Origin of the sequence: Streptomyces sp. W1SF4, assembly GCF_003950035.1 — a bacterium.
In the GTDB taxonomy this organism is placed as follows: Bacteria; Actinomycetota; Actinomycetes; order Streptomycetales; family Streptomycetaceae; genus Streptomyces; species Streptomyces racemochromogenes.
The window spans coordinates 1,942,720-1,969,038 of sequence record NZ_CP034350.1; the positions used below are offsets into that span (position 1 = coordinate 1,942,720).

Annotated in this window: 23 protein-coding genes; 9 read left to right on the forward strand and 14 right to left on the reverse strand. The window is 72.8% G+C overall.

The window, feature by feature from the left end; genetic code table 11:
• Window positions 1–6: 6 nt before the first annotated feature.
• Window positions 7–807, reverse strand: coding sequence for a hypothetical protein (locus D1J60_RS09120; RefSeq protein WP_125820760.1), 801 nt, complete (start codon window positions 805–807; stop codon window positions 7–9).
• The gene (locus D1J60_RS09125) at window positions 804–1,505 is read right to left on the reverse strand and encodes a papain-like cysteine protease family protein (RefSeq protein ID WP_241253191.1); all 702 of its coding nucleotides are present in this window, start codon (window positions 1,503–1,505) and stop codon (window positions 804–806) included. The genes D1J60_RS09120 and D1J60_RS09125 overlap by 4 nt, the downstream gene beginning before the upstream one ends.
• 249 nt (window positions 1,506–1,754) lie before the next feature.
• On the opposite strand from D1J60_RS09125, the gene D1J60_RS09135 reads away from it, so the two are divergent.
• A complete protein-coding gene (locus D1J60_RS09135; protein ID WP_125820761.1) occupies window positions 1,755–2,705 on the forward strand; it encodes a hypothetical protein in 951 nt (316 codons plus the stop codon).
• On the opposite strand, the gene D1J60_RS09140 is transcribed toward D1J60_RS09135, so the two are convergent.
• On the reverse strand, window positions 2,686–3,576 hold the full coding sequence (locus tag D1J60_RS09140; protein WP_125820762.1) for an alpha/beta hydrolase: 891 nt from the start codon (window positions 3,574–3,576) through the stop codon (window positions 2,686–2,688). The genes D1J60_RS09135 and D1J60_RS09140 overlap by 20 nt on opposite strands.
• A gap of 75 nt (window positions 3,577–3,651) precedes the next feature.
• Between D1J60_RS09140 and D1J60_RS09145 the strand changes: the two genes are divergently transcribed.
• Window positions 3,652–4,641 (forward strand): DUF5937 family protein, encoded by a 990-nt coding sequence (locus tag D1J60_RS09145; RefSeq protein ID WP_125820763.1) that lies wholly within the window; start codon window positions 3,652–3,654, stop codon window positions 4,639–4,641.
• On the opposite strand, the gene D1J60_RS09150 is transcribed toward D1J60_RS09145, so the two are convergent.
• Window positions 4,638–5,069 carry a Rieske (2Fe-2S) protein gene (locus tag D1J60_RS09150; RefSeq protein ID WP_125820764.1) on the reverse strand — a complete coding sequence of 144 codons (432 nt, stop codon included), beginning with the start codon at window positions 5,067–5,069 and terminating at the stop codon, window positions 4,638–4,640. The genes D1J60_RS09145 and D1J60_RS09150 overlap by 4 nt on opposite strands.
• A 90-nt stretch (window positions 5,070–5,159) precedes the next feature.
• On the opposite strand from D1J60_RS09150, the gene D1J60_RS09155 reads away from it, so the two are divergent.
• Entirely contained in the window at window positions 5,160–6,050 is an 891-nt protein-coding gene (locus D1J60_RS09155; protein ID WP_125820765.1) for a carbohydrate kinase, read from the forward strand.
• 243 nt (window positions 6,051–6,293) lie between these two features.
• Here D1J60_RS09155 and uvrA read toward each other — a convergent pair whose 3' ends face one another.
• Complete coding sequence (gene uvrA, locus D1J60_RS09160; protein ID WP_125820766.1) at window positions 6,294–9,284, reverse strand: excinuclease ABC subunit UvrA; 2,991 nt, start codon at window positions 9,282–9,284, stop codon at window positions 6,294–6,296.
• 185 nt (window positions 9,285–9,469) lie between these two features.
• Here uvrA and D1J60_RS09165 point away from each other — a divergent pair, with 185 nt between their 5' ends.
• Window positions 9,470–10,165 carry a maleylpyruvate isomerase family mycothiol-dependent enzyme gene (locus D1J60_RS09165; RefSeq protein WP_125597868.1) on the forward strand — a complete coding sequence of 232 codons (696 nt, stop codon included), beginning with the start codon at window positions 9,470–9,472 and terminating at the stop codon, window positions 10,163–10,165.
• A gap of 9 nt (window positions 10,166–10,174) precedes the next feature.
• Entirely contained in the window at window positions 10,175–10,828 is a 654-nt protein-coding gene (locus D1J60_RS09170) for an MBL fold metallo-hydrolase (RefSeq protein ID WP_125820767.1), read from the forward strand.
• 72 nt (window positions 10,829–10,900) lie between these two features.
• Here D1J60_RS09170 and D1J60_RS09175 read toward each other — a convergent pair whose 3' ends face one another.
• The gene (locus D1J60_RS09175) at window positions 10,901–12,331 is read right to left on the reverse strand and encodes a DUF2252 domain-containing protein (protein ID WP_125820768.1); all 1,431 of its coding nucleotides are present in this window, start codon (window positions 12,329–12,331) and stop codon (window positions 10,901–10,903) included.
• Between the two features lie 216 nt (window positions 12,332–12,547).
• Here D1J60_RS09175 and D1J60_RS09180 point away from each other — a divergent pair, with 216 nt between their 5' ends.
• The 3 genes from D1J60_RS09180 (at window position 12,548) to D1J60_RS09190 (ending at window position 15,477) form a co-directional block, all read left to right on the forward strand.
• A complete protein-coding gene (locus D1J60_RS09180; protein ID WP_206436632.1) occupies window positions 12,548–13,900 on the forward strand; it encodes an MFS transporter in 1,353 nt (450 codons plus the stop codon).
• A gap of 111 nt (window positions 13,901–14,011) precedes the next feature.
• Window positions 14,012–15,103, forward strand: coding sequence for a glutamate--cysteine ligase (locus D1J60_RS09185; protein WP_125820770.1), 1,092 nt, complete (start codon window positions 14,012–14,014; stop codon window positions 15,101–15,103).
• Between the two features lie 86 nt (window positions 15,104–15,189).
• Window positions 15,190–15,477, forward strand: a complete 288-nt coding sequence (locus D1J60_RS09190; protein ID WP_125820771.1) for an SHOCT domain-containing protein — start codon at window positions 15,190–15,192, stop codon at window positions 15,475–15,477.
• A 40-nt stretch (window positions 15,478–15,517) separates the two neighbouring features.
• Here the strand turns inward: D1J60_RS09190 and D1J60_RS09195 are convergent, their stop codons facing one another.
• The 6 genes from D1J60_RS09195 to D1J60_RS09220 all read right to left on the reverse strand — a co-directional run bounded on the left by D1J60_RS09195 (window position 15,518) and on the right by D1J60_RS09220 (window position 21,447).
• Window positions 15,518–15,985, reverse strand: a complete 468-nt coding sequence (locus tag D1J60_RS09195) for a DUF6325 family protein (protein WP_185899488.1) — start codon at window positions 15,983–15,985, stop codon at window positions 15,518–15,520.
• 108 nt (window positions 15,986–16,093) lie between these two features.
• Window positions 16,094–16,777, reverse strand: a complete 684-nt coding sequence (locus D1J60_RS09200; protein WP_125820772.1) for a GAP family protein — start codon at window positions 16,775–16,777, stop codon at window positions 16,094–16,096.
• A 27-nt stretch (window positions 16,778–16,804) separates the two neighbouring features.
• Window positions 16,805–18,667: a glycoside hydrolase family 15 protein gene (locus D1J60_RS09205; RefSeq protein WP_125820773.1), complete on the reverse strand. Its 1,863-nt coding sequence runs from the start codon at window positions 18,665–18,667 to the stop codon at window positions 16,805–16,807.
• 53 nt (window positions 18,668–18,720) lie between these two features.
• Entirely contained in the window at window positions 18,721–19,140 is a 420-nt protein-coding gene (locus D1J60_RS09210) for an SHOCT domain-containing protein (protein WP_125820774.1), read from the reverse strand.
• A gap of 37 nt (window positions 19,141–19,177) precedes the next feature.
• Window positions 19,178–20,011, reverse strand: coding sequence for a class II glutamine amidotransferase (locus D1J60_RS09215; protein WP_125820775.1), 834 nt, complete (start codon window positions 20,009–20,011; stop codon window positions 19,178–19,180).
• Between the two features lie 125 nt (window positions 20,012–20,136).
• Window positions 20,137–21,447 carry a hypothetical protein gene (locus D1J60_RS09220; protein ID WP_241253192.1) on the reverse strand — a complete coding sequence of 437 codons (1,311 nt, stop codon included), beginning with the start codon at window positions 21,445–21,447 and terminating at the stop codon, window positions 20,137–20,139.
• Between the two features lie 209 nt (window positions 21,448–21,656).
• Here D1J60_RS09220 and D1J60_RS09225 point away from each other — a divergent pair, with 209 nt between their 5' ends.
• Complete coding sequence (locus tag D1J60_RS09225; protein WP_241253193.1) at window positions 21,657–22,979, forward strand: MFS transporter; 1,323 nt, start codon at window positions 21,657–21,659, stop codon at window positions 22,977–22,979.
• 74 nt (window positions 22,980–23,053) lie between these two features.
• Here the strand turns inward: D1J60_RS09225 and D1J60_RS09230 are convergent, their stop codons facing one another.
• The gene (locus tag D1J60_RS09230) at window positions 23,054–24,040 is read right to left on the reverse strand and encodes a TerC/Alx family metal homeostasis membrane protein (RefSeq protein WP_125820776.1); all 987 of its coding nucleotides are present in this window, start codon (window positions 24,038–24,040) and stop codon (window positions 23,054–23,056) included.
• A 258-nt stretch (window positions 24,041–24,298) separates the two neighbouring features.
• On the reverse strand, window positions 24,299–26,275 hold the full coding sequence (locus D1J60_RS09235) for a TerD family protein (RefSeq protein WP_125820777.1): 1,977 nt from the start codon (window positions 26,273–26,275) through the stop codon (window positions 24,299–24,301).
• Between the last annotated feature and the right edge of the window lie 44 nt (window positions 26,276–26,319).

The following is a 26,319-nucleotide window of genomic DNA, read 5'->3' on the forward strand; positions in this document are numbered from 1 at the left end:
CGGGGGCTACGCCACGCGCACCCGGCGCCGCCGGAGCAGGACGACCGCCCCGCCCGCGCCCAGCGCCAGCGCCCCGGCTCCGGCGCCGACCGCCGCCGGGACCCCGCCCGGGCCACCGGGCTCACCGGCGCCGGCGCCGTCGGCGAAGCCCCCGGCCCGGCCCCCCTCGGCGTACGCGGACCCGGGCAGCTTGTCCCCGTACAGTCCCGTCACCCGGGTCCGGTATCCGGCGAGCGTCGTCCCCCGGTCCCCCACGGCCCGCGCCGCGTCCTCGTCCAGCGGCAGCACCCGGTCTCCGCGTGCCACGTACCAGGCGTCGATCTGCGGCTCGCGGAACACGGTCCCGCCGGGCAGTTTCTCCGCGCCCAGCCGGGCGTAGCGGAACTCGTCGTCGCCGGTGGCGATGTTCACCACCTGCCAGCCCGCCCCGGTCTTCGCGGTCCACAGGGCGGCCTTCTGCCCGTCGGAGGAGACGGCCGCGCTCGCCAGGAACTCCAGCCGCGCGACCGGCGCACCGGCCTTCCCGGCGACGAAGTCCGGGGAGAGGTAGCTCACCGGGGTCACCTCTGCCTCGACCCGGGGCTGCGCGGCGGCGACCGACACCTTCCCCTCGCGGGCGAAGAACCGGGAGAGGGTGGCCAGGGTGTCGGGCGCGGCGGCGGCCTCGTGGGCGGCCGCCCGGTTCTCGGCGGTGGCGGTCTGCGGCTGCGGTACGGGCGCGGCGGCGGCCTGGCCGCCCGTGACCAGTACGGCTACGGCGGCGGCGAGGGCCGCGGCCGCGGAGGCGCGGAGCGTCATGGCGGTCACGCCCCGATCCGGTAGAGGGAGTGGGTCCAGGAGAAGGTGCTGTTGTCCACGTACCAGGCGTGGGAGGCCCAGTTGTAGCGGTCGCTGGAGGGCCAGGGGTCGCCCCAGTAGACCCAGTTGCTCGCGGTGTCGTAGCCGTAGAGGACGTGCATGTGGCCGCCGCCGTTGGACCACTGGATGCGGGTCTCTATGGGGCGGTTGGCGTTGATCTCGCTCTGCACGGTGGAGTACTGGAGCCAGCCGGTCACGTAGCTGCCGGAGTTGATGCCGGCCCAGCGCAGCGCGGTCTGGACGTTGCCGAGGGTGGCCTGGTTGTTGGGGCACTCGGTGCCCTGCTGGCGGTTGAAGGCGGCGTTGCAGAACTGGTTCTGGCTGTAGTTGCGGCCGAACCAGGTGGCGATGGTGTTGCCGCCGGCTGCCCAGCACCAGTTGTTCTTCTGCTGGGCCTGCATGGTGATGCCCAGCCGCTTGGAGGCCAGGGCGGCGCTCGGGGCGTCCGCGGCCGGGCCGGCGGCGGTGGCGGTACCGGCGCCGATGCCCACGGGCAGCAGGACGAGGAGCAGGGCGGAGACCAGGGCGGCGATCAGGGCGGAGGTCTGGACGGAGGTCTGGGCGGAGGTCTGGGCGGAGGTCTGGGCGGAGGTCTGGGCGGAGGTCTGGGCGGCGGCCGGGGACGGCCGCCCTCTTCTGTTGCGCATCGCGTTCCTCCCGAATGGGGACCCGAGGTGGGGACTCGGGGTGTGTGGGGGTGGAGGAGCGCGTCCGGACGCTGTGGAGGAGCATCAGGGTGTTGTCGCGATCAGGTCAACACGCTTCAATACGCGGTGACATTGCAGTGTGAACGGTGGGGCTGTGGTGTGAACGGTTGCTGCCGTTCCACCAGGTCCCCCGGTACCACCGGCCCGGCCCCCCACCCGGCGCGTGTGAACGTTCACAGAGGAGTCGCCATGCGGCCCACCGGCGACCCGCCAGACGCGCCGGACACGGCGCAGCTCGCACGGATGCTGCGCGACGGCCCCTTCCACGCCGCCTTGCGCGCCGCCATCGCCGCCCGCGGCCTGCCCCTGCAACGCGTCCAGCACCGGCTGGCCGCGCGCGGCATCAAGCTCGGCGTGACCAGCCTCAGTTACTGGCAGCAGGGCGCCCGCCGGCCCCGCCACCCCGAGTCCCTGCGGGCGGTCTCCGCCCTGGAGGAGATCCTGGAACTGCCCGGCGGCTCCTTGCTGCGGCTGCTGACCGGCCCCCTCCCCGACGCCGGCCCGCCCCGCCCGGCCGCCCGCTCCTACCGGGCGCTGGTGAGCGTGGGCGCGGCGGTGGAGGGGCTGCTGGCCGGGATGGAGCTCCCGGCGGACGGCGGCCTGCACACGGTCGGCCACCACGAGCGGGTCCGCATCGGCCCGGGCGGCGAGCTGCGCACGCGGGAGTCGCAGCAGATCGTCCGGGCCCACCGCGACGGCGTCGACCGCTACCTCGCCGTCCACCACGGCGATCCGGGGTGCGACGCCACGCGGGTGGAGGTGACGGCGTACGAGAACTGCCGCACGGGCCGGGTGCGCTGCCACCGGGAGGCCGGGGTGGTGGTGGCGGAGCTGCTCTTTGACGCGCGGCTGCGGCGCGGGGACACGTACGTCTTCGGCTACGGGATCACGGACGGCACGGGCGGCCGCAGCACGGAGTACGTGCGCGGCTTCAGCTACGCGGGCGGGCAGTACGTGCTCCAGGTCGCCTTCGACGAGGCGGCCCTCCCGGTCCGCTGCCGCCGCTTCGCCCGCACGGGCCCCGGCGCCCCCCGCACCGCCCTCGTCGACCTCACCCCGAGCGGCCGGCACCGCGCGGTGCACCTGCTGGAACAGGAGGTGCGGCGCGGGATCCTGGGCATCACCTGGGACTGGGAGTAGGAGCGGCGTCACTCCCGGCCCGGCGGCCGGCGAGGAAGGCCTCCACCGTCGCCGCGAACGCCCCCGGGTCGTCCAGCCAGGGGTAGTGACCGGCGCCCGGCTGGACGGCGAGCACCGCCCGGGGGAAGAGGGACGCGGCGTCCCTGGCCGACCGGGCGGTGGGCCACAGGTCCAGCTCGCCCGCGAGGAGCAGCACGGGGCAGGGCAGGGCCCCCAGACGCCCGCGCAGGTCCTCGGTGTCGGGCACGTAGTCCTTGTAGTAGTGCTCGCTGACGGGCAGCGAGCGCTGGGCGGGGTCGGCGGCGGCGTGCGCGCGGGCGGCGTCGTCCCAGCGCCCGTACATCAGCGGTTCGAAGGCGAAGCGGTACCGCGCCGCCTCGGCGAAGGTGCGCGCGGTCCTCATCCGGCGGTGCGCCACCGCGGCGTCGGCGTGCCAGGGCTCCGCCGCACGGGCGGCGATCACCTCCGCCACACCGGTGTCGGAGGGCAGTCCGACGGCGGCGAACGAGGGGGTCACCAGGGTCAGGCCGGCCAGCCGGTCGGGGTGGGCGGCGGCGTAGAGCATGGCCAGGCTGCCGCCGGCGGAGTGGCCGAGCAGGTCGAGGCGTTCCAGGCCCAGGTGGCGGCGGAGCGCCTCGACGTCGGCCACCAGCCGGTCGACCCGGCACGTGGCCAGGTCGGCGGGCATCGCGGAGGCGCCGGTACCGCGCGTGTCGGGCAGGATCAGGGTGCGGTGGGCGGACAGGCCGCCCAGGTCGCCGAGGTAGTCGGCGGCGCGGCCGGGGCCACCGGGGAGGCAGAGCAGTGGCGGCCCGGCGCCGAGCGTGCGGAAGGCGAGCGTCGTGCCGTCGTACGAGGCGAAGAACTCCATGGCGGACAGCCTGCGGCGCGGCGCCCGGGCCCGGCTATCGTTCAGCCACGGCTAAACGATCGGGGGCGGGCGGACATGCCGGTGGAGATCCGCCTCTCGGCGGCCGAGGTGGCGCGGGTACGGCTCGCGGTGTCGCCGCTCGCCGAGACCGTGTTCGGCGTACGGGCGGCGCTCGGTGCCGGCGGGCACGAGGTGCACCGGCCCTGGGTGCGCGAGGCGCAGCCGGTGCTGGCGGCGGAACCGGAGCTGCCGTTGCTGCGGACGCTGCTCGGGGGCTGCCTGCCGTCGTTCCTGTTCCCCGTGCCCGGGGAACGCCTTCCCGCGTTCGGCACCGAGCTCGCGGACCTGCGGGAGACGGACCCCGCGTTCGTGACGGCCGAGTGCGCCGCGCTGGGCGCCCGGGCGGGACGGCTGCCGGAGCCGGCGGCGCTGCTGGAACGGGTGGCGGGTGCGCTGGCGCGCTGTCATTCCCGGCTGGTGGCCCCGCACTGGGGGCGGATGCGGGCCGTGCTGGAGGCGGACCTCACGCGACGGGCGGTGACGCTGGCCGACTGCGGGGTGGAAGGCCTCCTCGCGCAGCTGCACCGGGATGTGGTCTGGCGGGAGGGCGAGTTGGTGGTGCACGGACGCCGCCGTGCGGGCGCGGTGTGCACGATCGAGGCGGGCGGGCACGGGCTGGTGCTGATGCCGTCCGTCTTCGGCTGGCCGGACGTCGTCGTAGACCACTCCCCGCGCACGGCCGCCTCCATCCGCTATCCGGCGTCCGGTGTCGGACTGCTCTGGGAGGAGCCCCGTCCGACGTCCGCCGGGCTCGCCGCCGTCCTCGGCCGCACCCGCGCCGCGCTGCTCGCCGAACTGGGCGAGCCGCTCAGCACCCCCGACCTCGCCGCCCGCCTGGGCGTCACCGCGAGCGCCGTCTCCCAGCACTTGGGGGCGCTCCGCGGGGCGGGCCTGGTGACGACCCGCCGCACGGGCCGTTCCGCCGTACACCTGCGCACCCGCACGGGCACGGCCCTCACCGGCGGAGCGGCCGGACCGGCGGGCCCGGCCGACGACAGACCCTAGCCCGCGATCAGCTTGCCGTTCTCCACCTTGACCGGGACCGCCGGCAGCGGGTCGGTGGCCGGACCGCGCAGGACCTTGCCGGTGGTGACGTCGAAGCGGCTGCCGTGGCAGGGGCAGTTGCCCTCGCCCTCGACGATCTTGTCCAGGACGCAGCCGGCGTGCGTGCACTGGGCGCTGAACGCCTTGTACTGGCCCTCGGCCTGGCAGCTGACGACGACCTTGCGCTCGCGGAACAGCTTCGCGCCGCCGACCGGGACGTCGGCCGCGCCGCCCAGCTCGACCGGCTCCTTCGGGACGGCCGGGCTGCCGGCGCCGCTGTCGCTCGCGGTGGAGCACGCGGTGAGCACCGCCCCCGCGCCCACGGCCCCGGCGAGCGCGGCGGCGCCCTTGAGGACGGTACGGCGGGCGGCGGGCTGCTGCGCGGACATGCGGTTCTCCTGGCACGAGTGGCGGGCCCCGGGTGCGGGTCCACGGGTCGACCCGACGATACCGGCGTCCGATGGGATACCTTCCCCCGCGTGATCGTCGTCGGTGGAGAAGCCCTGATCGACCTCGTGCCCGTCGAGCGGCCGGCGGGCGCCCTGCTGCCCCGGCCCGGCGGCGGGCCCTACAACACCGCCCTGGCTCTGGGCCGGCTCGGGGCGGAGGTCGCCTTCTGCTCCCGGGTGTCGGCGGACGGCTTCGGCGAGAGCCTGCTGGCGGGGCTGCGGACCGCGGGGGTGGACCTCTCGCTGGTGCAGCGCGGGCCCGAGCCGACCACGCTGGCCGTGCCCTCGCTGGGCCCCGACGGCTCGGCGGTGTACGGCTTCTACGTCGAGGGGACCGCCGACCGGCTGTTCGCCCTGCCGCCCGCGCTGCCCGCGGGGGTACGGGCCCTCGCGCTCGGGACCTGTTCCCTGGTGCTGGAGCCGGGCGCGTCCGCGTACGAGGCGCTGCTGCGCCGGGAGTCGCGGCGCGGGCTGCTGACCCTGCTGGACCCCAACGTCCGCCCGGCGCTGATCTCGGACCCGGAGGCGTACCGGGAGCGGTTCCTGGGGTGGCTGCCGTACGTGTCGGTGCTCAAGCTCTCGGAGGAGGACGCGGCCTGGCTGGGCGGCCGGGTCGGCGACTGGCTGGCGGCCGGGCCGTCGGCGGTGGTGCTCACCCGGGGTGCGGCGGGCCTGACGGTGTGGACCTCGGACGGCGCGGAGCACAGCGCGGCGGCCCTCCCGGTCGCCGTGGCGGACACGATCGGCGCGGGCGACACCGTCAACGCGGCGCTGCTGCACCGGCTCGCCGGGGCCCCGGACGCCGGCGCCGCCGACTGGCCGGACGTCCTGGCATACGCGGCCCGCGCGGCCGCACTGACCTGCACCCGCGCGGGCGCCGAACCCCCGTACGCGGCGGAGCTGGCCGAAGCCGCCGATTGAGGCGCGAGACCCGGGACGGAACCCCACGGCGTCCAGGCCCACGCCCCCCAAGGAGCCCGGGCCAACGCCCCGACGGGTCCGGGGCAACGCCCCGACGGGTCCGGGGCAACGCCCCGGGGAACGGGCGAAGGGCGGGTAGGGGACTCGCACCGCGCAGCGGCCCCGCCACCCCGGCCGGACCCGCGCAGCGGCGCCCGACCTGGCCGCACCGGCGCGGCGGCCCCGCCCTCCCCCGCCCAGGGGCTACGCCTTGCGGGTGCGGGCCGTCGCCTTCTTCGCCGGGGCCGCCTTCTTCGCCGGGGCGGCGGCCTTCTTGGCGGGCGCCGCCTTCTTGGCCGCCGCCCGCTTCCGCGCCGGAACCGCGACCGGCGGCGCCCCCGCGTCGGAGATGCGCTCCGCCCCCAGGATGTCCCGCAGGAACTTGCCCGTGTGGCTCGCGCCCACCGACGCGACCTGCTCCGGCGTGCCCTCGGCCACCACCAGGCCGCCGCCGTAACCGCCCTCGGGGCCCATGTCGACGACCCAGTCCGCGGTCTTGATGACGTCGAGGTTGTGCTCGATGACGATCACCGAGTTCCCCTTGTCCACCAGCCCGGACAGCACCTTGATCAGCTTCGAGATGTCCTCGAAGTGCAGCCCCGTCGTCGGCTCGTCCAGTACGTACACCGTCCGGCCCGTCGACCGCTTCTGCAGCTCCGAGGCCAGCTTGACGCGCTGGGCCTCACCACCGGACAGGGTCGGCGCGGACTGGCCGAGGCGGACGTATCCGAGCCCGACCTCGTTCAGCGTGCGCAGGTGCCGGGCGATCGTCGGCACGGCCTCGAAGAAGTCCAGGGCCTCCTCGATCGGCATGTTCAGGACTTCCGCGATGGACTTGCCCTTGTAGTGCACCTCCAGCGTCTCCCGGTTGTACCGGTCGCCGTGGCAGACCTCGCACGGGACGTACACGTCCGGCAGGAAGTTCATCTCGATCTTGATGGTGCCGTCGCCGGAGCAGTTCTCGCACCGGCCGCCCTTGACGTTGAAGGAGAAGCGGCCCGGCAGGTAGCCGCGCACCTTCGCCTCCATCGTCTCCGCGAAGAGCTTGCGCACGTGGTCGAAGACGCCCGTGTAGGTAGCCGGGTTGGACCGCGGGGTCCGGCCGATCGGCGACTGGTCGACGTGCACGACCTTGTCGACGAGGTCGTCGCCGTCCACCCGCGTGTGGCGGCCCGGCACCGACCGGGCGCCGTTGAGCTCGCGCGCCAGGTGCGTGTACAGGATGTCGTTGACCAGCGTCGACTTGCCGGAGCCGGAGACGCCGGTGACCGCCGTGAGCACGCCCAGCGGGAAGGACACGTCGATGTCCCGCAGGTTGTTCTCCTTGGCGCCGTGCACCGTCAGCTTGCGCTCGCCGTTCACGGGGCGGCGTACGTCGGGCACGGGGATCGACTTCTTGCCCGACAGGTACTGGCCGGTCATCGACTCGCCGTTCTCCAGCAGCTCCTTCAGGGAGCCGCTGTGCACGACCTTGCCGCCGTGCTCGCCGGCGCCGGGGCCGATGTCCACGACCCAGTCGGCCACCTTGATGGTGTCCTCGTCGTGCTCGACGACGATGAGCGTGTTGCCCATGTCCCGCAGCCGGACCAGCGTCTCGATCAGCCGGTGGTTGTCGCGCTGGTGCAGGCCGATGGACGGCTCGTCCAGTACGTACAGCACGCCGACCAGGCCGGAGCCGATCTGCGTGGCCAGCCGGATGCGCTGGGCCTCGCCGCCGGACAGGGTGCCCGCGGCCCGGTTCAGGGAGAGGTAGTCCAGGCCCACGTCCACGAGGAAGCGGAGGCGTTCGTTGACCTCCTTGAGGACCCGCTCGGCGATCTTCTTGTCGCGGGCGTCGAGCTTCAGCCGCCCCAGGAAGTCGGCACACTCGCTGATCGACATCGCGGCGACCTCGGCGATGGACCGCTCCATCACCGTCACCGCGAGCACGATCGGCTTGAGCCGGGTGCCCTCACAGGTCGGGCAGGGCACCTCGCGCATGTAGCCCTCGAAGCGCTCGCGGCTGGCGTCGCTCTCGGACTCGGCGTGCCGCCGCTTGACGAACGGGACGGCACCCTCGAAGGCCGTCGTGTACGCCCGCTCGCGCCCGTACCGGTTGCGGTAGCGGACCTCGATCTGGGTCTTGTGGCCGTACAGCAGGGCCTTCTTCGCCCGCTGCGGCAGCCCGGCCCAGGGGATGTCGGTCCGGAAGCCCAGCTCTCCGGCGAGGGCGCCGATCAGCCGCTGGAAGTAGTCCTTGGTGTGGCCGAGCGCCCACGGCGAGACCGCGCCCTCGTCGAGGGACTTGTCCTCGTCCGGGACGATCAGCTCCGGGTCGACCTCCATGCGCGTGCCGATGCCGGTGCACTCGGGGCAGGCGCCGAAGGGCGAGTTGAAGGAGAAGGAGCGCGGCTCCAGCTCCTCGAAGGAGAGGTCGTCGTAGGGGCAGTAGAGGTGCTCGGAGTACATCCGCTCGCGCTCGGGGTCGTCCTCGGCGAGGTCGACGAAGTCCAGGATCACCATGCCGCCGGAAAGGCCGAGTGCGGTCTCGACGGAGTCGGTGAGCCGGCGCTTGGCGCTGTCCTTGACGGTGAGGCGGTCGACGACCACCTCGATGGTGTGCTTCTCCTGCTTCTTCAGCGTCGGCGGTTCGGAGAGCTGGATGGTCTCCCCGTCCACGCGCGCCCGGCTGTAGCCCTTGGTCTGGAGGTCGGCGAAGAGGTCGACGAACTCGCCCTTGCGCTCGCGGACCAGCGGGGACAGCACCTGGAAGCGGCTGCCCTCGGGGAGCGCGAGGACCTTGTCGACGATCGCCTGCGGCGACTGCCGGGAGATCGGCCGGCGGCACTCGGGGCAGTGGGGCTTGCCGATGCGGGCGAAGAGCAGGCGGAGGTAGTCGTAGACCTCGGTGATCGTGCCGACGGTGGAGCGGGGGTTGCGCGAGGTGGACTTCTGGTCGATCGAGACGGCCGGGGAGAGGCCTTCGATGAAGTCGACGTCGGGCTTGTCCATCTGCCCCAGGAACTGCCGGGCGTAGGAGGACAGCGACTCGACGTAGCGGCGCTGCCCCTCGGCGAAGATCGTGTCGAAGGCCAGGGAGGACTTGCCCGAGCCGGAGAGGCCGGTGAAGACGATGAGCGAGTCGCGGGGCAGGTCGAGCGAGACGTTCTTCAGGTTGTGCTCGCGAGCGCCACGAACGATGAGACGGTCGGTCACGCCGGTCGCACCTTTCTTGAGTGAGCGGGGGCACGGGCCCCGACTGTCCAGGGTATGGGGGGCGCCGCTGCGATGGGATGGAGTCTGACTTCCGAGCGTATAGCACGCACATTCGATTTACGGCACTCCCGTGACCGCTTCACCCGATCGTGTGGCCAGGCCCCGTGAGCACTAGGCTCGGAACCATGACTGATCATGTGCACGACCTGGCCTCTGTACGTGAAGCCACGGACCGGCTGCTGACCGCAGTCGCGAAAATGGACAACGCCTCCCTCTCCGAGGAGTCACACCTCCCGGGCTGGACCCGCGGCCACATCCTGGCCCACCTGGCGCGCAACGCCGACGCCCTCGTGAACGTCCTCGAGGGCCGCCCCATGTACGAGAGCGCCGCCGCCCGCGACGCGGACATCGAGCGCGACGCCGGGCGACCCCTGGAAGAACACCTGACGGACCTCCGTGATTCCGCGGCCCGCTTCCTCGCCACCGCCGAGCCCGCCCAGGACTGGCAGCGCACCGTCGAGCTGCGCAACGGCGTCACCGACCTGGCCGCCAACGTGCCCTTCCGCCGCCTCGTGGAGGTCGAGCTCCACCACGTCGACCTGAACATCGGCTACGGGCTCGACGACCTCCCGACCGCGTTCGCCGACCGGGAGATCGCCTTCCTCGCCGACCGCTGGTCCGGCCGCCCCGACGTCCCGCCCGTCACCCTCCAGTTCTCGGACGGCGAGTTCGTCGCCCGCACGGGCGGCACCGAGGGCACCCCGGTGACCCTGAGCGGCACGCGGGAGGACCTGCTCGGCTGGCTGGCCGGCCGCGGACTCAAGGGCGCCCACCTCGCCATCGAGGCCGGAGACGCCGTGCCCGAACTCCCCGCGCTCTAGGATTCCGACATGACGTACAGCGGAGCGGTCAAGGTCGGCGGTCCGGCCGACGTGCACGAACTCGCGGACCTGATGATTTCCAAGGTCGCGGTGGGTTCCATGAACAACAACGCGTACCTGCTGCGCTGCCGGGCCACCGGCGAGCAGCTGCTGATCGACGCGGCGGCCGAGGCGGACACGCTGCTGAACCTGATCGGCGACGACGGCATCGCGTCCGTCGTCACCACCCACCGGCACGGCGACCACTGGGGCGCGCTCCAGGCCGTCGTCGACGCCACCGGCGCGCGCACCTACGCGGGCGCCTACGACGCCGAGGGCATCCCGGTCCCCACGGACGTGCCGGTCCAGGACGGCGACACGGTCACCGTCGGACGGGTGTCGCTGACCGCCCGCCACCTGGTCGGACACACCCCCGGCTCGATCGCGCTGGTCTACGACGACCCGCACGGCCACCCCCACGTGTTCACCGGCGACTGCCTGTTCCCCGGCGGCCCCGGCCGCACGACGCAGCCTGAGGAGTTCAACTCCCTGATGGACGGGCTGGAGGCCAAGCTGTTCGGCGTCCTCCCGGACGAGGCCTGGGTCTACCCGGGCCACGGGAACGACACGACGCTCGGCGCCGAGCGCCCGCACCTCGCGGAGTGGCGCGCACGAGGCTGGTGACCGTGGTGACCACGGCCGCCTCCGCCCGAAACGGGCGTGGGGCGGCCGCTGCTCTGTTGGCGCGGCACCCGGTCAGGCCCCCGGAAGCTCCTGCGCGGGAAGCCGGCCCGCGCGCACCGCGTCGACCAGGGCCTGGTGGTCGCGTTCGTTCTGGTCGGCGTACGCCTCGGCGAAGGTGACGAGCGCCCGGTCGAAGGCCACGCCGCCGCCCAGGTACGAGGCGATCGCGATCCGGTCGCCCGAGCGCGCGTGCGCACGGGCGAGGGTGAGGCCGCAGAGCTCCGCGAACGCCGCCAACTGTGCGGGCGACATCGTCTCCGGCATGGCGATCCCCTTCCAGTCGCGCAGCTGGCGGATGTAGAAGTCGCGCCGCCTGCCGTCGATCCCGTCCACCCGCTCCCAGCCCAGGAACATGTCGCTCGCCGCCTGCATCAGCCGCTGTCCCGACACGACGCGCTCGCCCTGGTTGCGGTAACTGCTCGCGCCGAGGTGGTCGGCGAGCACGGAGGTGCCGGCCTCCTTGGCCTGCAGGAGGAGCGGGTCCCGGTCGTCGCGGCCGAGGAGCAGCAGGATCCAGCAGCGGGTTCCGACGCTGCCGACGCCGACCACCTTGCGGGCCATGTCCACCAGCTGGTAGTCCTCCAGGAGGGTCCGCCGGTCACTCGCCATCGAGGAGCCGTAGGTGGCGATCAGGTGCTCGAACCGGTCCTCCATCGCGCTGCGCTCGGCGTCCGGCAGCAGGTCCGTGAGCGGCACCAGCAGCGGGGGGTCCGCCGCGATGCGCGGCCGGCCGTCGACCACCTCCGTGAGCTTGTCGAAGGCCTGTAGCGTGCCGCGTTCACGTGCCTTCGCCATCGCACGGGTGAGTTTCCTGCGGCCACCCTCGTCGAGCTGGGCCGCCGCGAAGGCCTCCAGACGGTCCTGGTCGATCCTGGCGTACCAGACGTCGAGGTTGCCCATGCCGGCGAAGCCGCGCATCGCCTCGCGGTACGAGCGCACGGCGGTGCCCACGATGCCCGCGCGCTCGGCGTCGTCGAAGCCGTTCGCCCGGGCGGCGATGACGAAGCTCGCCGACAGCCGTTTGACGTCCCACTCCCAGGGGCCGGGCAGGGTCTCGTCGAAGTCGTTGATGTCGAACATCAGCCGCCGCTCCGGGGAGGCCAGCAGCCGGAAGTTCAGCAGGTGCGCGTCCCCGCACAGCTGGGCCGTGATGCCCGAGTCGGGACTGCCGGCCAGGTCGGAGGCCATGATCGCGGCGGCTCCCCGGTAGAACCGGAAGGGCGATTCCAGCATCCTGCCGTAGCGGATCGGGACCAGCTCGGGTACCCGGTCCCCGGACTGCTCTTCCAGGATGGCCAGCGGGTCCGGCCGGTCCGGGGACGGCCGGTACACGGCGTGCCCCGAACGGGGTGAGCGGTTGCGGGCCTCCTTGCCCCGGGCGGCGCGTTCCTGGGGCGTGCTGCCGGGCACCGCGCGCATCGCGGCGGTCCTGCTCTGTGACATCGCTGTGCTCCTGCCTGGACCTGCGTCCTCAGCACCGGGTTTCAACCCTAGGACCTCACCCCGTGCCCCGCGCGGGGGCGGGACACGGGGTCCGGAGTGCGGCGGGCCGGGCCGGGGCGCAGTCTTGAGGCAGGGCACGCCGGTGGCGGCGGGCACGAAGCGGAGGGAGCGACGCCGGTGCCTGAAGCCGACACCTCGGGACGCACGACCGGTGCCATGCGCGGCGCGCTCGCCCCGCTCGCCCTGGCCCAGTTCATCTGCAGCTTCGCCGGTTCGAACATGAACGTGATGATCAACGACATCAGCCGGGACCTCGACACGACCGTCCAGGGCGTGCAGGTCGCGATCACGATCTTCCTCCTCGTCATGGCGGCGCTGATGATCCCCGGCGGCAAGCTGACCGACCGCTACGGACGCAAACGGTGCTTCCTGACGGGTCTCGCCGTCTACGGTGTCGGCGCCCTGCTGAGCGCGGCGGCGCCGGGCCTGGGCGTCCTCATCCTCGGCAACTCGATCCTCGAGGGCATCGGGACGGCCCTGCTCATCCCGCCCGTCTACATCCTCACGACGCTGCTGTTCACGGACATGACCTCACGCGCCCGCGCCTTCGGGACCATCATGGCCCTGGGCGGCGTCGGCGCGGCCGCCGGGCCGCTGATCGGGGGCCTCATCACCTCGGGCATCGGCTGGCGCGCGGCCTTCGTGTTCCAGGCCCTGGTGATCGCCCTGATCATCATGCTGAGCCGCCGGGTCGAGGACCCCCTTCCGCCCGATCCCACGCGACCCTTCGACACCGGTGGGGCGGTCCTCTCCGCCGTCGGGCTCATCCTCCTCGTCACGGGGATCCTGGCGGCCGACGACAACCTCTGGCTGATGCTCGCCCTGCTCGTCCTCGGTGCGCTCTTCCTGCTGTGGTTCTTCCTGTCGGTACGGGCCAAGGAGCGGGCCGGCAAGGAGCCCCTCCTGGCGACGAGCCTGTTCCGCAACCACACGTCCAACCTGGGTCTCGTCACGCAGAACATCCAGTGGCTGGTGCTGATGGGGACGTCGTTCGTCGTCGCCGCCTACCTCCAGGTCGTACGCGGGTACGACGCGATCCAGACCGGCGTGATCTTCACGGCGGCCACGGTCGGCCTGCTCGCGTCCTCCCTGGCCGCCGCCCGCCTCGCGAAGCGGCGCGCACAGCGCACGCTGATCATGACGGGCTTCGTGCTGACGACCGCCGGCATCGCCGTCCTGCTGGCCCTGGTGGGCGGCTCGCCGAATCCCTGGGCGTTCGTGCCCGGGCTGCTGCTGATCGGCCTGGGGCTCGGCGTGATGCTGACCCCGTCGGTCAACGTCGTGCAGTCGAGCTTCCCGGAGGAGCAGCAGGGCGAGATCTCCGGGCTGTCGCGCAGCGTGTCCAACCTCGGCTCGTCCCTCGGCACCGCGGTCGCCGGCACCATCCTCGTCGCCGGCCTCACCACCCACGCCTACGCCGCCGCGATGATCACACTGGCCGTCCTCGGGCTCGTCGGTCTCGCCGCGGCGGCGTTCCTTCCGCGGGGCACGGGGCCGAGCACCGTCTGAGCTCGGACTCGGGCGGCCCTCCACCGGCGTGAGGGCCCCGGCTTTTCCCCTATTGCGACGAAACGGTCCCCTCACCCGGGTGACCACGACGGGTTCGGGGTACCAACCAGCATGATCACTGTTGGGGTCGAGGAGGAATACCTGCTGGTCGACCCGGAGACGCTCCTGCCACTGCCGCTCGTGCAGGAGGTGCGTGCCACGGCCAGTCTGGCGCCGATCGCGGACGAACGAGAGGTCCAGGACGAACTGCTCCAGGCCCAGATCGAAGTCGCCACGCCCGTCTGCACGGGCCTGGAGGAGGTGGGGGGGCATCTCCTGCGGCTGCGTCACGCGGTCGCCTCCGCCGCCCAGGCCAACGGCTGCCGGATCGCCATGTCCGCCACCGCGCCGGTCCGGGACGTCGTCCCCGTGCCCGTCACCAGCACGGCGCGATATCTGAGGATGCGGGGGGAGGCCCGGCTGCTCGTCGACGAGCAGCTGATCTGCGGAATGCACGTCCACGTGGGGATTCCCGATCGGGAGACCGCGGTGGCCGTCCTGAACCGGCTGCGCGTCTGGCTCCCGACCCTGCTGGCGATGTCCGCGAACGGGCCGCTGTGGGACGGGCGGGACACCGGCTTCGCCAGCTGGCGCACGATCATCTTCGGCCGCTGGCCGGTCAGCGGCCCGCCGCCGCATTTCGCGGGGTTCGCCGACTACGACGCGCGGGCCGACGCGCTGGTGGAATCCGGGCTGATCCCCGACCGGGGACAGCTGTACTGGCAGGCCCGGCTCTCCGATCGCTACCCGACCATCGAGGTGCGCTGCTGTGACGTGCAGCTGGAGGCGGACGACGCGGTCATGCTCGCCGGCGTCGTCCGCGGGCTCGCCGCCACCGCGCTCGCCGAGGAGGAGGCGGGAACCGCCCTCGCGCCGTGCCCGCCGGAGATCCTGCAGGCCGCGACGTGGCACGCGGCCCGGCACGGGATGAGCGGCACCCTGATGGACCCGGAAGGCCGGCTGCGGAGCAGCGGGGACGTCCTGTGCGCGCTCCTGCGGCACATCGGCCCGGCCCTCGAGGAGAACGGTGACTTCCGCGAGGTGAGCTCGCTCGTCCACCGGCTGCTGCGCAACGGCACGTCGGCCGACCGCCAGCGACGGGCCCTGGCCGGTGCCGGCCGGCCGGGGCTCGCGGACCTGATCACCACGGGAGCCACCGGGTGAGCCGCCTGCCGAGGTGAGATGCTGGAAGCAGTGGAGGGCCGGCAGCTGGACTTCCGGGCCGGCCCCCGTCAGCAAGGGAGAACGACGTGCCCGGTCTTCTTCGAGGAGTAGCGCGCACCGCGGTGGTCGCCGGTACGGCGACGGCGGTGTCCAACCGCGTGTCGCGGCGCCAGGCGGGCCGGTGGGCCGCGCAGGACGAACAAGCCATGGCGCAGCAGCAGGCCGCCGCCCCGCCCGCCCCCGCCGCTCCGGCGATGGGGGATGACATGAGCAGCAAGATCGACCAGCTCAAGGAACTCGGAGCGCTGAAGGATCAGGGGATCCTGACCGACGCGGAGTTCGCGCAGCAGAAGAGCAGGATCCTCGGAACCTGATCGCCGAACCTGATGGCCGTCCGGAGGCGGCCTGCCTGGCTCACTGCGCCGGCCGGCCGCCTTCGGCCGCGTCTTCCTCCGCGTCGAGGGAGGCGAGCAGGGCCTGCACGGGGATGCGGCCACTCGCCACCAGCTGCGCGCCGCTGCGGCGCAGGGCCCGGGCGAAGGGGGCGGCCCACCGGTTCTCGTAGACCAGGATCGCGGCCGCGTTGCCCGGCTGGAGGGCGTTGCCCGCCTCGTCGAGGTCTTCCTGGTCGAGCAGTTCGGAGGACGCGCCCTCGAAGACGGACAGGCCGAAGGAGTTGTCCTCACCGTCGAGGTCCGTGAGTTCCAGGGCGGTGACGGTTCCGTCGGCGTCCTTCTGTACGAACCGCAGGTCGATGAGGTGGATGATGCCCTGTTCGACGAGGTCGATCAGCAGGGGGAACGCCTCGCCCGTCATACGGTTCCCGGGGAACTCGACGACCAGGTAGTCGACCGGGCCCATGTCTTCGATGTCGTCGCTCATGAGGGCTCCTCACGTGTGGCTCGACGGGCCGGCGGTGGGGGCCGGACAGCGCGTCGGCGGCCGGGCGGCCGCGTTCTCATTGCAGCATCCGCCGTGGGGCCCCGCACCTCAGCCGGTGAGCTGGTAGAGGCTCCTGGCGACGAGCCACAGTCCCAGGAGCAGGCACACGACCACGATCGCCTGGTCCTTGTGCCGTTCCAGCCACGCGCGCAGACCCAGCAGGGCGCGCTGCGCCTTCTCCGGCGAGAACACCATGTACAGCTCCATGGCCAGCAGGGTGGAGGTGGCCAGGAGGCAGAAGCCCATGAGGGCCAGGAAGGACTCCGCGTGGGAGAGGTCGGCCTGCACGACGGTGGCGGCCGCGGCGGCGACCATCCCCCAGGGCTGGAGGAGCACGGCGAGGGCCGCCGCGGACCAGGCGGTGGCTTCGTCCATCCGGGACCGCGTCGACGGTGCGGAAGCCTCGCCCCCCTCCCGCACGCGGGGATCCGGGGCCGTGGCGTCACGGCGGCTCCGGCGCCGCCGGCGCTCGCCGTACACGACCAAGCCGAAACCGATCACCAGAGTGGCGACGAGCGCAGCGATCGACGGAGGAGAGCGGGGCGGGGGCGGCTGCCCGCCGGTGAAGAGGAGGACCATCCCGATCACGGCCACCAGGCACGCCAGCCAGGCGAGGATGAAGACCAGTCCCAGCCGCACCCCGCGGGGTGCGGACACCACCAGGACGAAGGCCATGACGGGCAGCGGGAACAGGGTGACCGCCAGACCGATGAGGAGCAGGTCGAGCACCATCGCGGCGCACCCCTTCCACCGGCAGGCTCAGGCGGTGGCCACGGCCTGGTCGAGTTCGGAGTCGAGGGCGAGGGCGGCGGTGATGAGGGCGAGGTGGGTGAAGGCCTGGGGGAAGTTGCCCAGCTGTTCGCCGGTGAGTCCGACCTCTTCGGCGAAGAGCCCGACGTGGTTGGCGTAGGTGAGCATCTTGTCGAAGGAGTAGCGGGCCTGATGGACACGGCCGGCCCTGGCGAGGGCGTGGACGTGCAGGAAGGAGCACAGGGAGAAGGTGCCCTCGGAGCCCTGCAGACCGTCGGGGGAGGCGGCGGGATCGTAGCGGTAGACGAGGCTGTCGGAGACGAGTTCGCTCTCCATTGCGTCCAGGGTGGACAGCCAGCGCGGGTCCTTGGGGGCGATGAAGCCGACCAGGGGCATGAGCAGCAAGGAGGCGTCCAGGACGGTGTTGTCGTACTCCTGGACGAAGGCCTGGCGCTCTTCGCTCCAGCCGAGGGTCATGACCTGTTCCAGGATCGCGTCCCGCGTCGCCGTCCAGCGGGCCAGGTCGCAGGGGCGGGAGTTGGCCACGGCCTGGCGGATGCCGCGGTCCAGGGCGACCCAGCACATGAGGCGGCTGTACGTGAAGTCCTTCTGGCCGCCGCGGGTTTCCCAGATGCCCTCGTCGGGGCGGTCCCAGTGGTCGCACAGCCAGTCCAGCAGGGCGACGCAGCGCAGCCAGTCGTCGTAGCCGATGACGTTGCTGACCTGGCCGGTCTGGGCAAGGGCGTAGACGGCCTCGCCGTAGATGTCCATCTGGAGCTGGTCCGCGGCGCCGTTGCCCGAGCGTACCGGGCGGGATCCGCGCCACCCTTCCAGGTGGTCGAGGGTCTCCTCGGTCAGGTACGGGTCGCCGTCGACGCGGTACATGATCTGGAGGGGTTCGCCGTTGGGAGCGCCGCCGTCCCGCAGCCGCCGGAGGAGCCAGCTGCGGAAGGCGTCGGCCTCGTCGGTGAATCCGAGGGCGCGCATGGCGCGGACCGAGAGGGAGGCGTCGCGGACCCACGTGTAGCGGTAGTCCCAGTTCCGCTCCCCGCCCTCCTGTTCGGGCAGGCCCATGGTGGCGGCGGCGATCGGCGCGCCGGTCGGTGCGTACGTCATCAGCTTGATGGTGATCGCGGAGCGGTTGACCATCTGCTGCCAGCGGCCGCGGTAGGTACAGCGCGAGGTCCAGGCGTGCCAGAAGTCGCGGACGGCGTTGAACTCCTCCGTCATGTCGTGCACGTTGACCGCCGGCGGGGGCGCGCTGTCGGCGTCGCAGACGGTCAGGAGGACGGCCGCGCGTTCGCCCTCGGCCAGGGTCACCCCCGCGCGCACGTCCGTACCGTCGGCCTCCAGGTCGACCGGCCCCAGGGCTTGCAGGTACGCGGTGATGCCGGGGCCGTCGAAGCGGGCGGCGGCACCGTCGAACGCCAGGTCGTGCGGCGCCCGGCCGTAGTCGAAGCGCGGGCGGCACTCCAGGCTGAAGTGCGCCGTCCCGCGCACGCCCCGCATGACCCGCACCACCTGGTGCCGGTCGGTGACGGTGTGCGGATCGTGCACGGGCATGAAGTCGATGACCTCGCCCACGCCTTCGGGGCTGAGGAAACGGGTCACCAGGACGGCGGTGTCGGCCATGTAGAGCTGCTGGCTGATGGGCCGGGCGGGCCCCGCCGGCCCGTCGTCGGAGACTCCGGACGGGTCGGCGGTGATGGCGAAGTAGCCGCCCCGGCTGTCGTCGAGCAGGCTCGCGAAGATGCTGGGCGCGTCGAAGCGGGGTGAGCAGAACCAGTCGAGCACGCCCTCGGAGGAGACGAGGGCACACGTCTGCAGGTCTCCGATCAGACCGTGCTCGGCGATGGGCGGGTAGGGGCGCATCGGCCTCACCTTCCTGTGGATCCTGGTCCGGCCCGGTCCGCTGCGGTCCGGTGTCAGGAGCTGAGGACCTTGGCCTTGGCCTGCTCGTACTCGGCCGACGTGATGTCGCCGCGGTTCTTGAGCTCGGCGAGCCTCGCCAGCTCATGGCCGGGGCCGGTGGGCCCGGCGCTGTCACGAACGTAGGAGCGGAAGGCCTGCTCCTGCTGCTGGGCCAGCTTGAGCTCGCGTTCGCCCATTCCGCGGCCGCGGGCGATCAGGTAGACGAAGACGCCGAGGAACGGCAGCAGGATGACGAAGACCGTCCATCCCGCCTTGCCCCAGCCGCTCAGCCCGTCGTCGCGGAAGATGTCGGCGATGATGCGGAAGAGCAGCATGAACCAGAGCACCCAGAGGAAGATGAGCATCATGGTCCAGAAGAAGTTCAGCAGGGGGTAGTCGTACTCCTCTGCCAGGTCGATCAGCGCGTTCTGCATGGCCGGTTCTCCTGTCGGTCGGGAACGGTGTGGTCGTTCAGGCGGCCACCGGGGCGAAGGCGTGCATCTCGTCGACGCCCGGCTGCACGACGCCGTAGCTGCTCTCCGGTACCTCGTTCCAGGCGCCGGGCAGATCCCCGAGGGGTTCGGACACGATGAGGCGGGTCTCCTCGGAGACCTCCTGCAAGAACGGCATGTCCGGGTACAGCCTGCGCAGCGAGTCCACCCTGCTGCTGTAGTAGAGCGAGCGGGAGGCGCGCCCGCTGGAGTAGCGGAAGGCCCAGAGGCGTACGCCGTCGGTCATGGCGAGCGTCATCTGGAGCGGGAACTCCACGCCGTGCTCGTGCCCGACGCGCTCCACCACTCCCGCCATCCTGGCGATGGCGGTCGGCGGGTCCTGTTCCAGGCCGTACGTGAGGGCCAGGTAGAACATCACCTCGGAGTCCGTCGTTCCGCCGATGTCGGCGTAGAGGGCCGGATCGACGAGCAGGGTGAGGTCCCGGCGCATCAGGTGGAAGCCGGATATCGCTCCGTTGTGCATGAACATCCAGCGGCCGTGCCGGAAGGGGTGGCAGTTCGACTGCTGCACCGCCGTCCCGGTCGACGCCCGGATGTGCGCGAAGAACAGCGGTGAGCGGACGTGGTCCGCCATCTCCCTCAGGTTGCGGTTGTTCCAGGCGGGACCCACGTCCCGCAGGAGCGCCGGGGATTCGATGTCGTCCGCGTACCAGCCGACACCGAACCCGTCGCCGTTCGTCGTCTCCACTCCGAGCTTGGAGTGCAGGCTCTGGTCGATCAGCGAGTGAGCCGGCCTGTACAGGATGGTGTCGAGCAGCATGGGCGTACCCGAGTACGCGAGCCATCGGCACATGGTCATCACCTGCGTCTCTACGGCACCGTGGGAAACGAACTGCCGTCCCACGCGCCCCCGCGGTGGCCTGCCGTGCTCTCCCACCGCGCTGTGGTCGACCCGATGTGGATCTCTGTACGGCTTTCTCATTCTCGCGTCCCTCCCCCGGGAGCGCCACGCGGGACGCCGGCGCCGTCCCCGCGCCGGCCACCGGCCGCCAGCAGCGCCAGTACGGCCAGCACCGCGAGCAGGATGAGCACCAGCAGCAGGACGGTGAGCACCGTCGGGTGGTTCCACAGCGCGAACACCAGCGCGAGGACGAGCAGCACACCGGTGGTGAGCCAGCGCCGGTGGTCCTGGACCCAGATCCCGACGCGCCCCGTGTGCATTCCGTGGCCCGCTCCCCAGCCCACGGCGGAGTCGGCCGCGCGCTCCGCCCTGCCGCGCACGCCGCGCGGCAGCCGGCCGGCTCCGGACAGGTAGGCGCCGAGGGCGACGACGATCCCGAGGACGATCGCGGTCCGGATGCTGACCCTCAGGAACCGCACGAGCGTGTCGAAGATGGCCGCGGCCGCCGCGGGCGACTGGACCTGCTCCGGAAGGTGGTCGAGGTAGTAACGGCGGGCGAGGACCAGGCCGAGGGCCAGGACGAGGCAGGCGGCGGCCGCGCCCAGCATGGTGGTCACCAGGGCCCGGCGCCGGCGCCGGGCGAGCAGGACTCCGGCCACGCCGAGGAGCACGGTGAGCACGGGCAGCCAGTTGCCGAGGACGTCGAGGAGGTGAACCAGGCTCCTGATCTTCGCCAGTTCGTCGGACTGGAAGAGCACCATCTGCTTGTCGACCTCGGGGATCTTCTCGGCCGGGGAGATGCCGGCCTTCACGAGGTCCTCCTTGACCTTCTCCACGGCCTCGCCGATGTTCAGGCTGACGGTGCCGCCCTCGACCTCCAGCGCGCCGCGGCCCTCACCGGTCAGCGCGCGGTCCACGGCGCTGTGGGCGGCCCGGTTGGCGGTGGTCCAGATCCTCTCGAACCTGTCGCCCTCGACGAACCGGGTCGCCACCTTGGAGACGGCCGCGTCGGCGGCGGAGTCCAGTTGGGGGCCCAAGGCCCTGACGGCAAGGCCGACACGCGGCGGCAGCCCCTGCGATTCGAGCCACTTCGCCAGGTCGGACGTGACCTCGGCGCCGTCGACGCGGACGTCGGCCGCCTCGGTGATGCGGTGGACGGCGGCGGCCTGGACGTCCGGGTCCGAGGCGAGCGGGGCGACCGTGGAGACGTACCGGTCGGTGTCCAGCACGATGTCGTGGACCCACACGGTGAGCAGCGAGACCGGGACGAGGATGCACGTGAGCGTGATCAGCACGGCCGAAACGGTGCCGGCCACGACCCTCCGGGAACGCGAGGGCCGCCGTCCGGGGGCGGGCGCCTCGGCGGGCGGCTCGGATGGCAGGCTCATGGCGCTCCCTGGGGACGATGGAGGTGAAAAGCCGCTTCCCGGTCATTCGACACGCCGGACCGCCCGTCCGCGCGTTCAGTTGGGCTCATCGTGTGAGACGGGTGCGGCCGGTGGAGGCCGTGGTCAACCCCGCGGGGCCGGGCACTCCTTCCGGTCGACCTTGACCGAACGCATGTCCTGGGGCTGCGGGTTGGGGTAGTTGCTGCACCATGCAACGACACCCCTCCCGGCCCCCCTCCCCACCCTCGATGCTCCGGCTCGCCACCGCCGCCCTGGTCGGCACCGCCATCGAGTTCTACGACTTCTTCGTCTACGGCACGGCCGCCGCCCTGGTGCTCGGCCCGCTCTTCTTCCCCTCCTTCTCCCCGCTCGCCGGAACGCTCGCCGCCTTCGGCACGTTCGGCGTCGGCTTCCTCGCCCGCCCCCTCGGCTCCGCCCTCTTCGGCCACATCGGCGACCGCTACGGGCGCCGCCCGGTGCTGCTCGGCTCGCTGCTCCTGACCGGCCTCGCCACGGTCGCCGTCGGGTGCGTGCCCTCCTTCGCCTCCATCGGCATCGCCGCGCCGGTCCTGCTGCTCCTGCTGCGCTTCCTCCAGGGGCTGGGCCTGGGCGGCGAATGGGGCGGGGCGGTCCTGTTGACCGCCGAGCACGCCCCGGAGCGGCGGCGCGGTCTGTGGTCGAGCTTCCCGCAGATGGGCCCCGCCACCGGGTTCCTGCTGGCCAACGGCCTGACCCTGGCGCTGTCCGGGGCGTTGAGCGAAGCCCGGTTCACCGCCTGGGGCTGGCGGGTGCCGTTCTGGGCGGCCGGGCTGCTGGCGCTGGCCGGACTGTGGCTGCGCCGGTCGGTCGAGGAGACCCCGGAGTTCCGTGCGCTCGCCGAGTCCGGCCGGCAGGCCGACGCCCCACTGGCCGAGGCGGTGCGCGGCCACTGGGGGCTGCTCCTGCTGACCGGCGGGGCGATGGCCGTCGGGTACGCCGTCTTCTACGCGGTCACCACCTGGTCCCTCGCGTACGCCACCGCCCGGCACGGGGTGGACCGCACCGTGATGCTGGCCATCGTCATGGCCGCGGTCCTGCTCATGGGGTTGGTGACCCCCCTGCTCGCGGTGCTCGGCGACCGCTGGGGGCGGCGGCCGCTGTGCCTGGCCGGCAGCGCGGCGTGCGCGGCGTGGATGTTCCCGTTCGTCGCCCTGCTGCACACGGCGGACCCGCTGCTGATGACGGTGGGCTGCGTCGGCGCGCTGCTGGCGATGGTGCTGATGTTCGCCGTGGTCGGCGCCTACCTGCCCGAGCTGTACCCCCCGCGGCTGCGCTGCACGGGCGCGGCGGTCGGCTACAACCTGGGCGGTGTGCTCGGCGGTGCGCTGACCCCGGTCGTGGCGACGGCCCTGGCGGACGGCTCGGGCCCGCCGTGGGGCGTGGCGGTGTACCTGACGGCGGTCTCGCTGGTGAGCCTCGGCTGCTTCGCCCTGCTCCCGGACACCCGGCCGGCCGCGGTCCGGGCGGCGAGGAGCGAGCCGGCGGTGGCATGAGGCGCGTGGCGCGGGCCGGCACGCGATGGGCCCGGGAGCCGCTGCTCCCGGGCCCGTCCCTCACGGTCCGCCGGTCAGGCGTCGACGCTCTTCGGCTCCGCGGCGGCGGCCTCGGCCTGGGCCTGCTTCTTCGAGGCGATCAGGCTCGTGATGGTGGTGATCACCAGGACGCCGCAGATGACGCCGAGGGAGACCGGGATGGAGATCTGCGGGACGTGCACGCCGGACTCGTGCAGGGCGTGCAGCACCAGCTTGACGCCGATGAAGCCGAGGATCACCGACAGGCCGTAGCTGAGGTGGACCAGCTTCTTGAGCAGGCCGCCGATCAGGAAGTACAGCTGGCGCAGCCCCATGAGGGCGAAGGCGTTGGCGGTGAAGACGATGTACGGGTCCTGGGTGAGGCCGAAGATCGCGGGGATCGAGTCCAGGGCGAAGAGCACGTCGGTGGTGCCGATGGCGAGCATCACGACCATCAGCGGGGTCAGGACGCGCTTGCCGTTGTCGCGGATGAAGAGCTTGGTGCCGTGGTAGCGGTCGGCGACGCCGAACTTCTTCTCGATGGACTTGAGGAGACGGTTCTCCTCGAACTCGTCCTCGTCCTCGTCCTTGCGGGCCTCCTGGATCAGCTTCCAGGCGGTGTAGATCAGGAAGGCGCCGAAGATGTAGAAGACCCACGAGAAGGTGGTGATGATCGCGGCGCCGGCCGCGATGAAGATCGCGCGCAGGACGAGGGCGATCAGTACGCCCACCAGCAGGACGCGCTGCTGGAGGTGGGAGGGTACGGAGAACTTCGCCATGATCAGGACGAAGACGAACAGGTTGTCCACGCTCAGGGACTTCTCGGTGATGAAGCCGGCGAAGAACTCCTGGGAGGCCTGGGCGTTGCCGAAGAACAGCAGGCCGAGGCCGAAGAGGACGGCGAGCACGATCCAGACGACGGTCCAGATGCCCGCTTCCTTGATCGAAACGTCGTGCGGCTTGCGGCCGATGAGGAAATCGGCGCCGATGAGGATGCACAGACCGGCAACGGTCAGCACCCACAAGGTCATCGAAACGTCCACGGTATTCACGCCTCCGGCGGATGGCTCAGCACATGGTCAGCGTCATCGCTGCCGGAGGTCTCTTCCACCCGGCGGCCGTCCGGCCGCGGGCCGGCGCCCCGGGACCCACTGCGTAGATCGCCACAGTGGTCCGTATTGACGGGCACGCCGCGCAGGAAATAGCAGGAATACTCCCCTCCGCGGATCCCAGGGTACCCGCGGAGGAGGCGAAAGGTAAAGGGCTCCCCAAGAAGAGGTCAGCCACCGGTCATGGTCCGGTCACGGGCGGGCCGTGCCCCGCGCCTCCCGCACCCGGTCCAGGGCCCGTTCGAGCACCGTGCTGCCCTGCGGGGGGAGGTCCGGCTCGAAGGTCCAGGCGTGCTGGACCCAGGGGTCGGCGAGGTGGCTGTCCGGCACCGGGGACAGCCGCATCAGCGAGCGCCACAGCGGATCCAGCAGCGGCCCGTACGCGGAGGCCTCCTCCCGGTCGGCGACCATCAGCAGGTGCACCCCGACCGACGGGCCCTCGTCGGCCAGGTAGCGCAGCTGGGTGACCGCCCGGTCGTCGAACCCGTGCGGGAAGTCGTGCACGACCAGCAGCTGCTCGGCCCGGTCCACGTCCGCGGGCAGCTCCTCGGGGGCGCCGGCCCGCAGCGCCATCTGTACGAGGTCCACGCGCCGCGTGAGCCGCGCCAGGGTCCGGCCGACCTCCTCGGCGCCGGCGGCGGGCGGTGCCGCGAGGACCCCGGCCCGCACCAGCGGGGCCAGGGAGGCGGCGCCCGCCCCGGCGGCGTCGATGACGTGGACGGAGAACCGGTCGGCCGGGTGTACCGCGAGGAGCCGTACGGCGTGCGCGACGGCCATGTCCATGGCGGCGCGGCGCAGCCGGTCGGTGTCCATGGCCATGGCGGCCTCGGAGCCGGTGCGGCCGTTGTCGATCCACAGGCCGCGCTCCAGCGGGACCCGCATCAGCATCGGGATCCGCAGGCCCGGCATCTCGGGCAGGCTCAGGTTGCCCAGGCGCAGCGCGAGCGGGGCCTCCTCCGGCACGCCGCCGCCGTGCCAGACGGGGTTGTCCCAGCGCGCGTACGCGGCCGGCAGCGCGGGTTCGACCACGTCGGACTCGGCGACCAGCTGGGCGAGGTCCCGGTCCAGGACGGCCCTGGCCTGCGCGACCAGGTCGTCCCGGCGGGCCCGGGCGGTCTCGCGGGCGGCGTCCCCGGCGCCGCCGACGCGGTGGCGCGGGTCGGACAGGGCCTCGTCCAGTTCGCGGTCCAGCCGCGCGTCGGCGAAGTCGACGGCGCTGCGGTAGGCGGCGACCGTGCGGGCCAGGTCCTCGAACATGCCCCAGACCTGGTTGTAGAGCCGCTCGTCCATGGACCAGCCGCTGGCGTCGCCGGCGACCGGGGCCGGGGGCCGGCCGGGGTCCGCCGCGGGCGCGGGCCGGGGTGCGGGCTCGGGGGCCTCGGCGCCGGTGCGGCGGCGGCGCGGGTGGGCGTAGTCGATGGTGGGCGGGCCCTGCGCGGCCGCGGTGTCCCCCGGGGCGGCGGGGACGGGGCCGGGCGTGCCCGGGTAGGGGGCGCCGGAGACCGGGACCGGATCCGGCGGCTCGGGGGCGGCGGCCGGAGCCGGGGCCGCCTGCCGGTCGGACGGCGGGGCGTCCTGGGCCCGCGGGGGCAGGGCGGCGAGGGTCCGGTCGGCCCCGGCGGCGCCCTCGGGCCCGCGCAGGACGGCCGCGGCCAGCTCGGCGGCCTGCGGCGCGGGCAGGCCCCCGTCGGTGAGCAGGGCGCCGAGGCCCTCGGCGTATCCCTGGCCGACGGCCCGCACCTTCCAGGCGCCCTGGCGCCGGTAGAGCTCCAGGGCCACGACAGCGGTCTCGGCGCCGAGCCCGGTGAGGGTGAACCCGGCGAACTCGGGCCCGTCCGGCGGGGCCACCGCCGCGTGCGGGGCGGGCACGGAGCCGAAGCTCAGCGGCCCGCCGGGCGGCAGGACGAGGAGCAGGCCGATCCGGTGGACCTCCGCGGCGACGGCTTCGAGGTCGACGGCCAGCATGTGGCGGTCGGCGGCCTCCTGCGGCAGCCGGAGCCAGGCGGGGGCCCGGCCGCCCGGCCGGGCCAGCGCCCCGGGGCCCGCGAGGCGGCCCTCTTCGTCGGCCAGGGAGGCCAGGGCGAGCACGGGCGTGCCCGCCGAGACCCTGATCTCGACCCTGTCGTGGGGCACGGGGTGGTTCTGCCCCCGGACCAGTTCGGCCGTCATCGTGCAGCCCCTCCCCCGTGCCGTCTTCTCTTGTCGGTACTGCT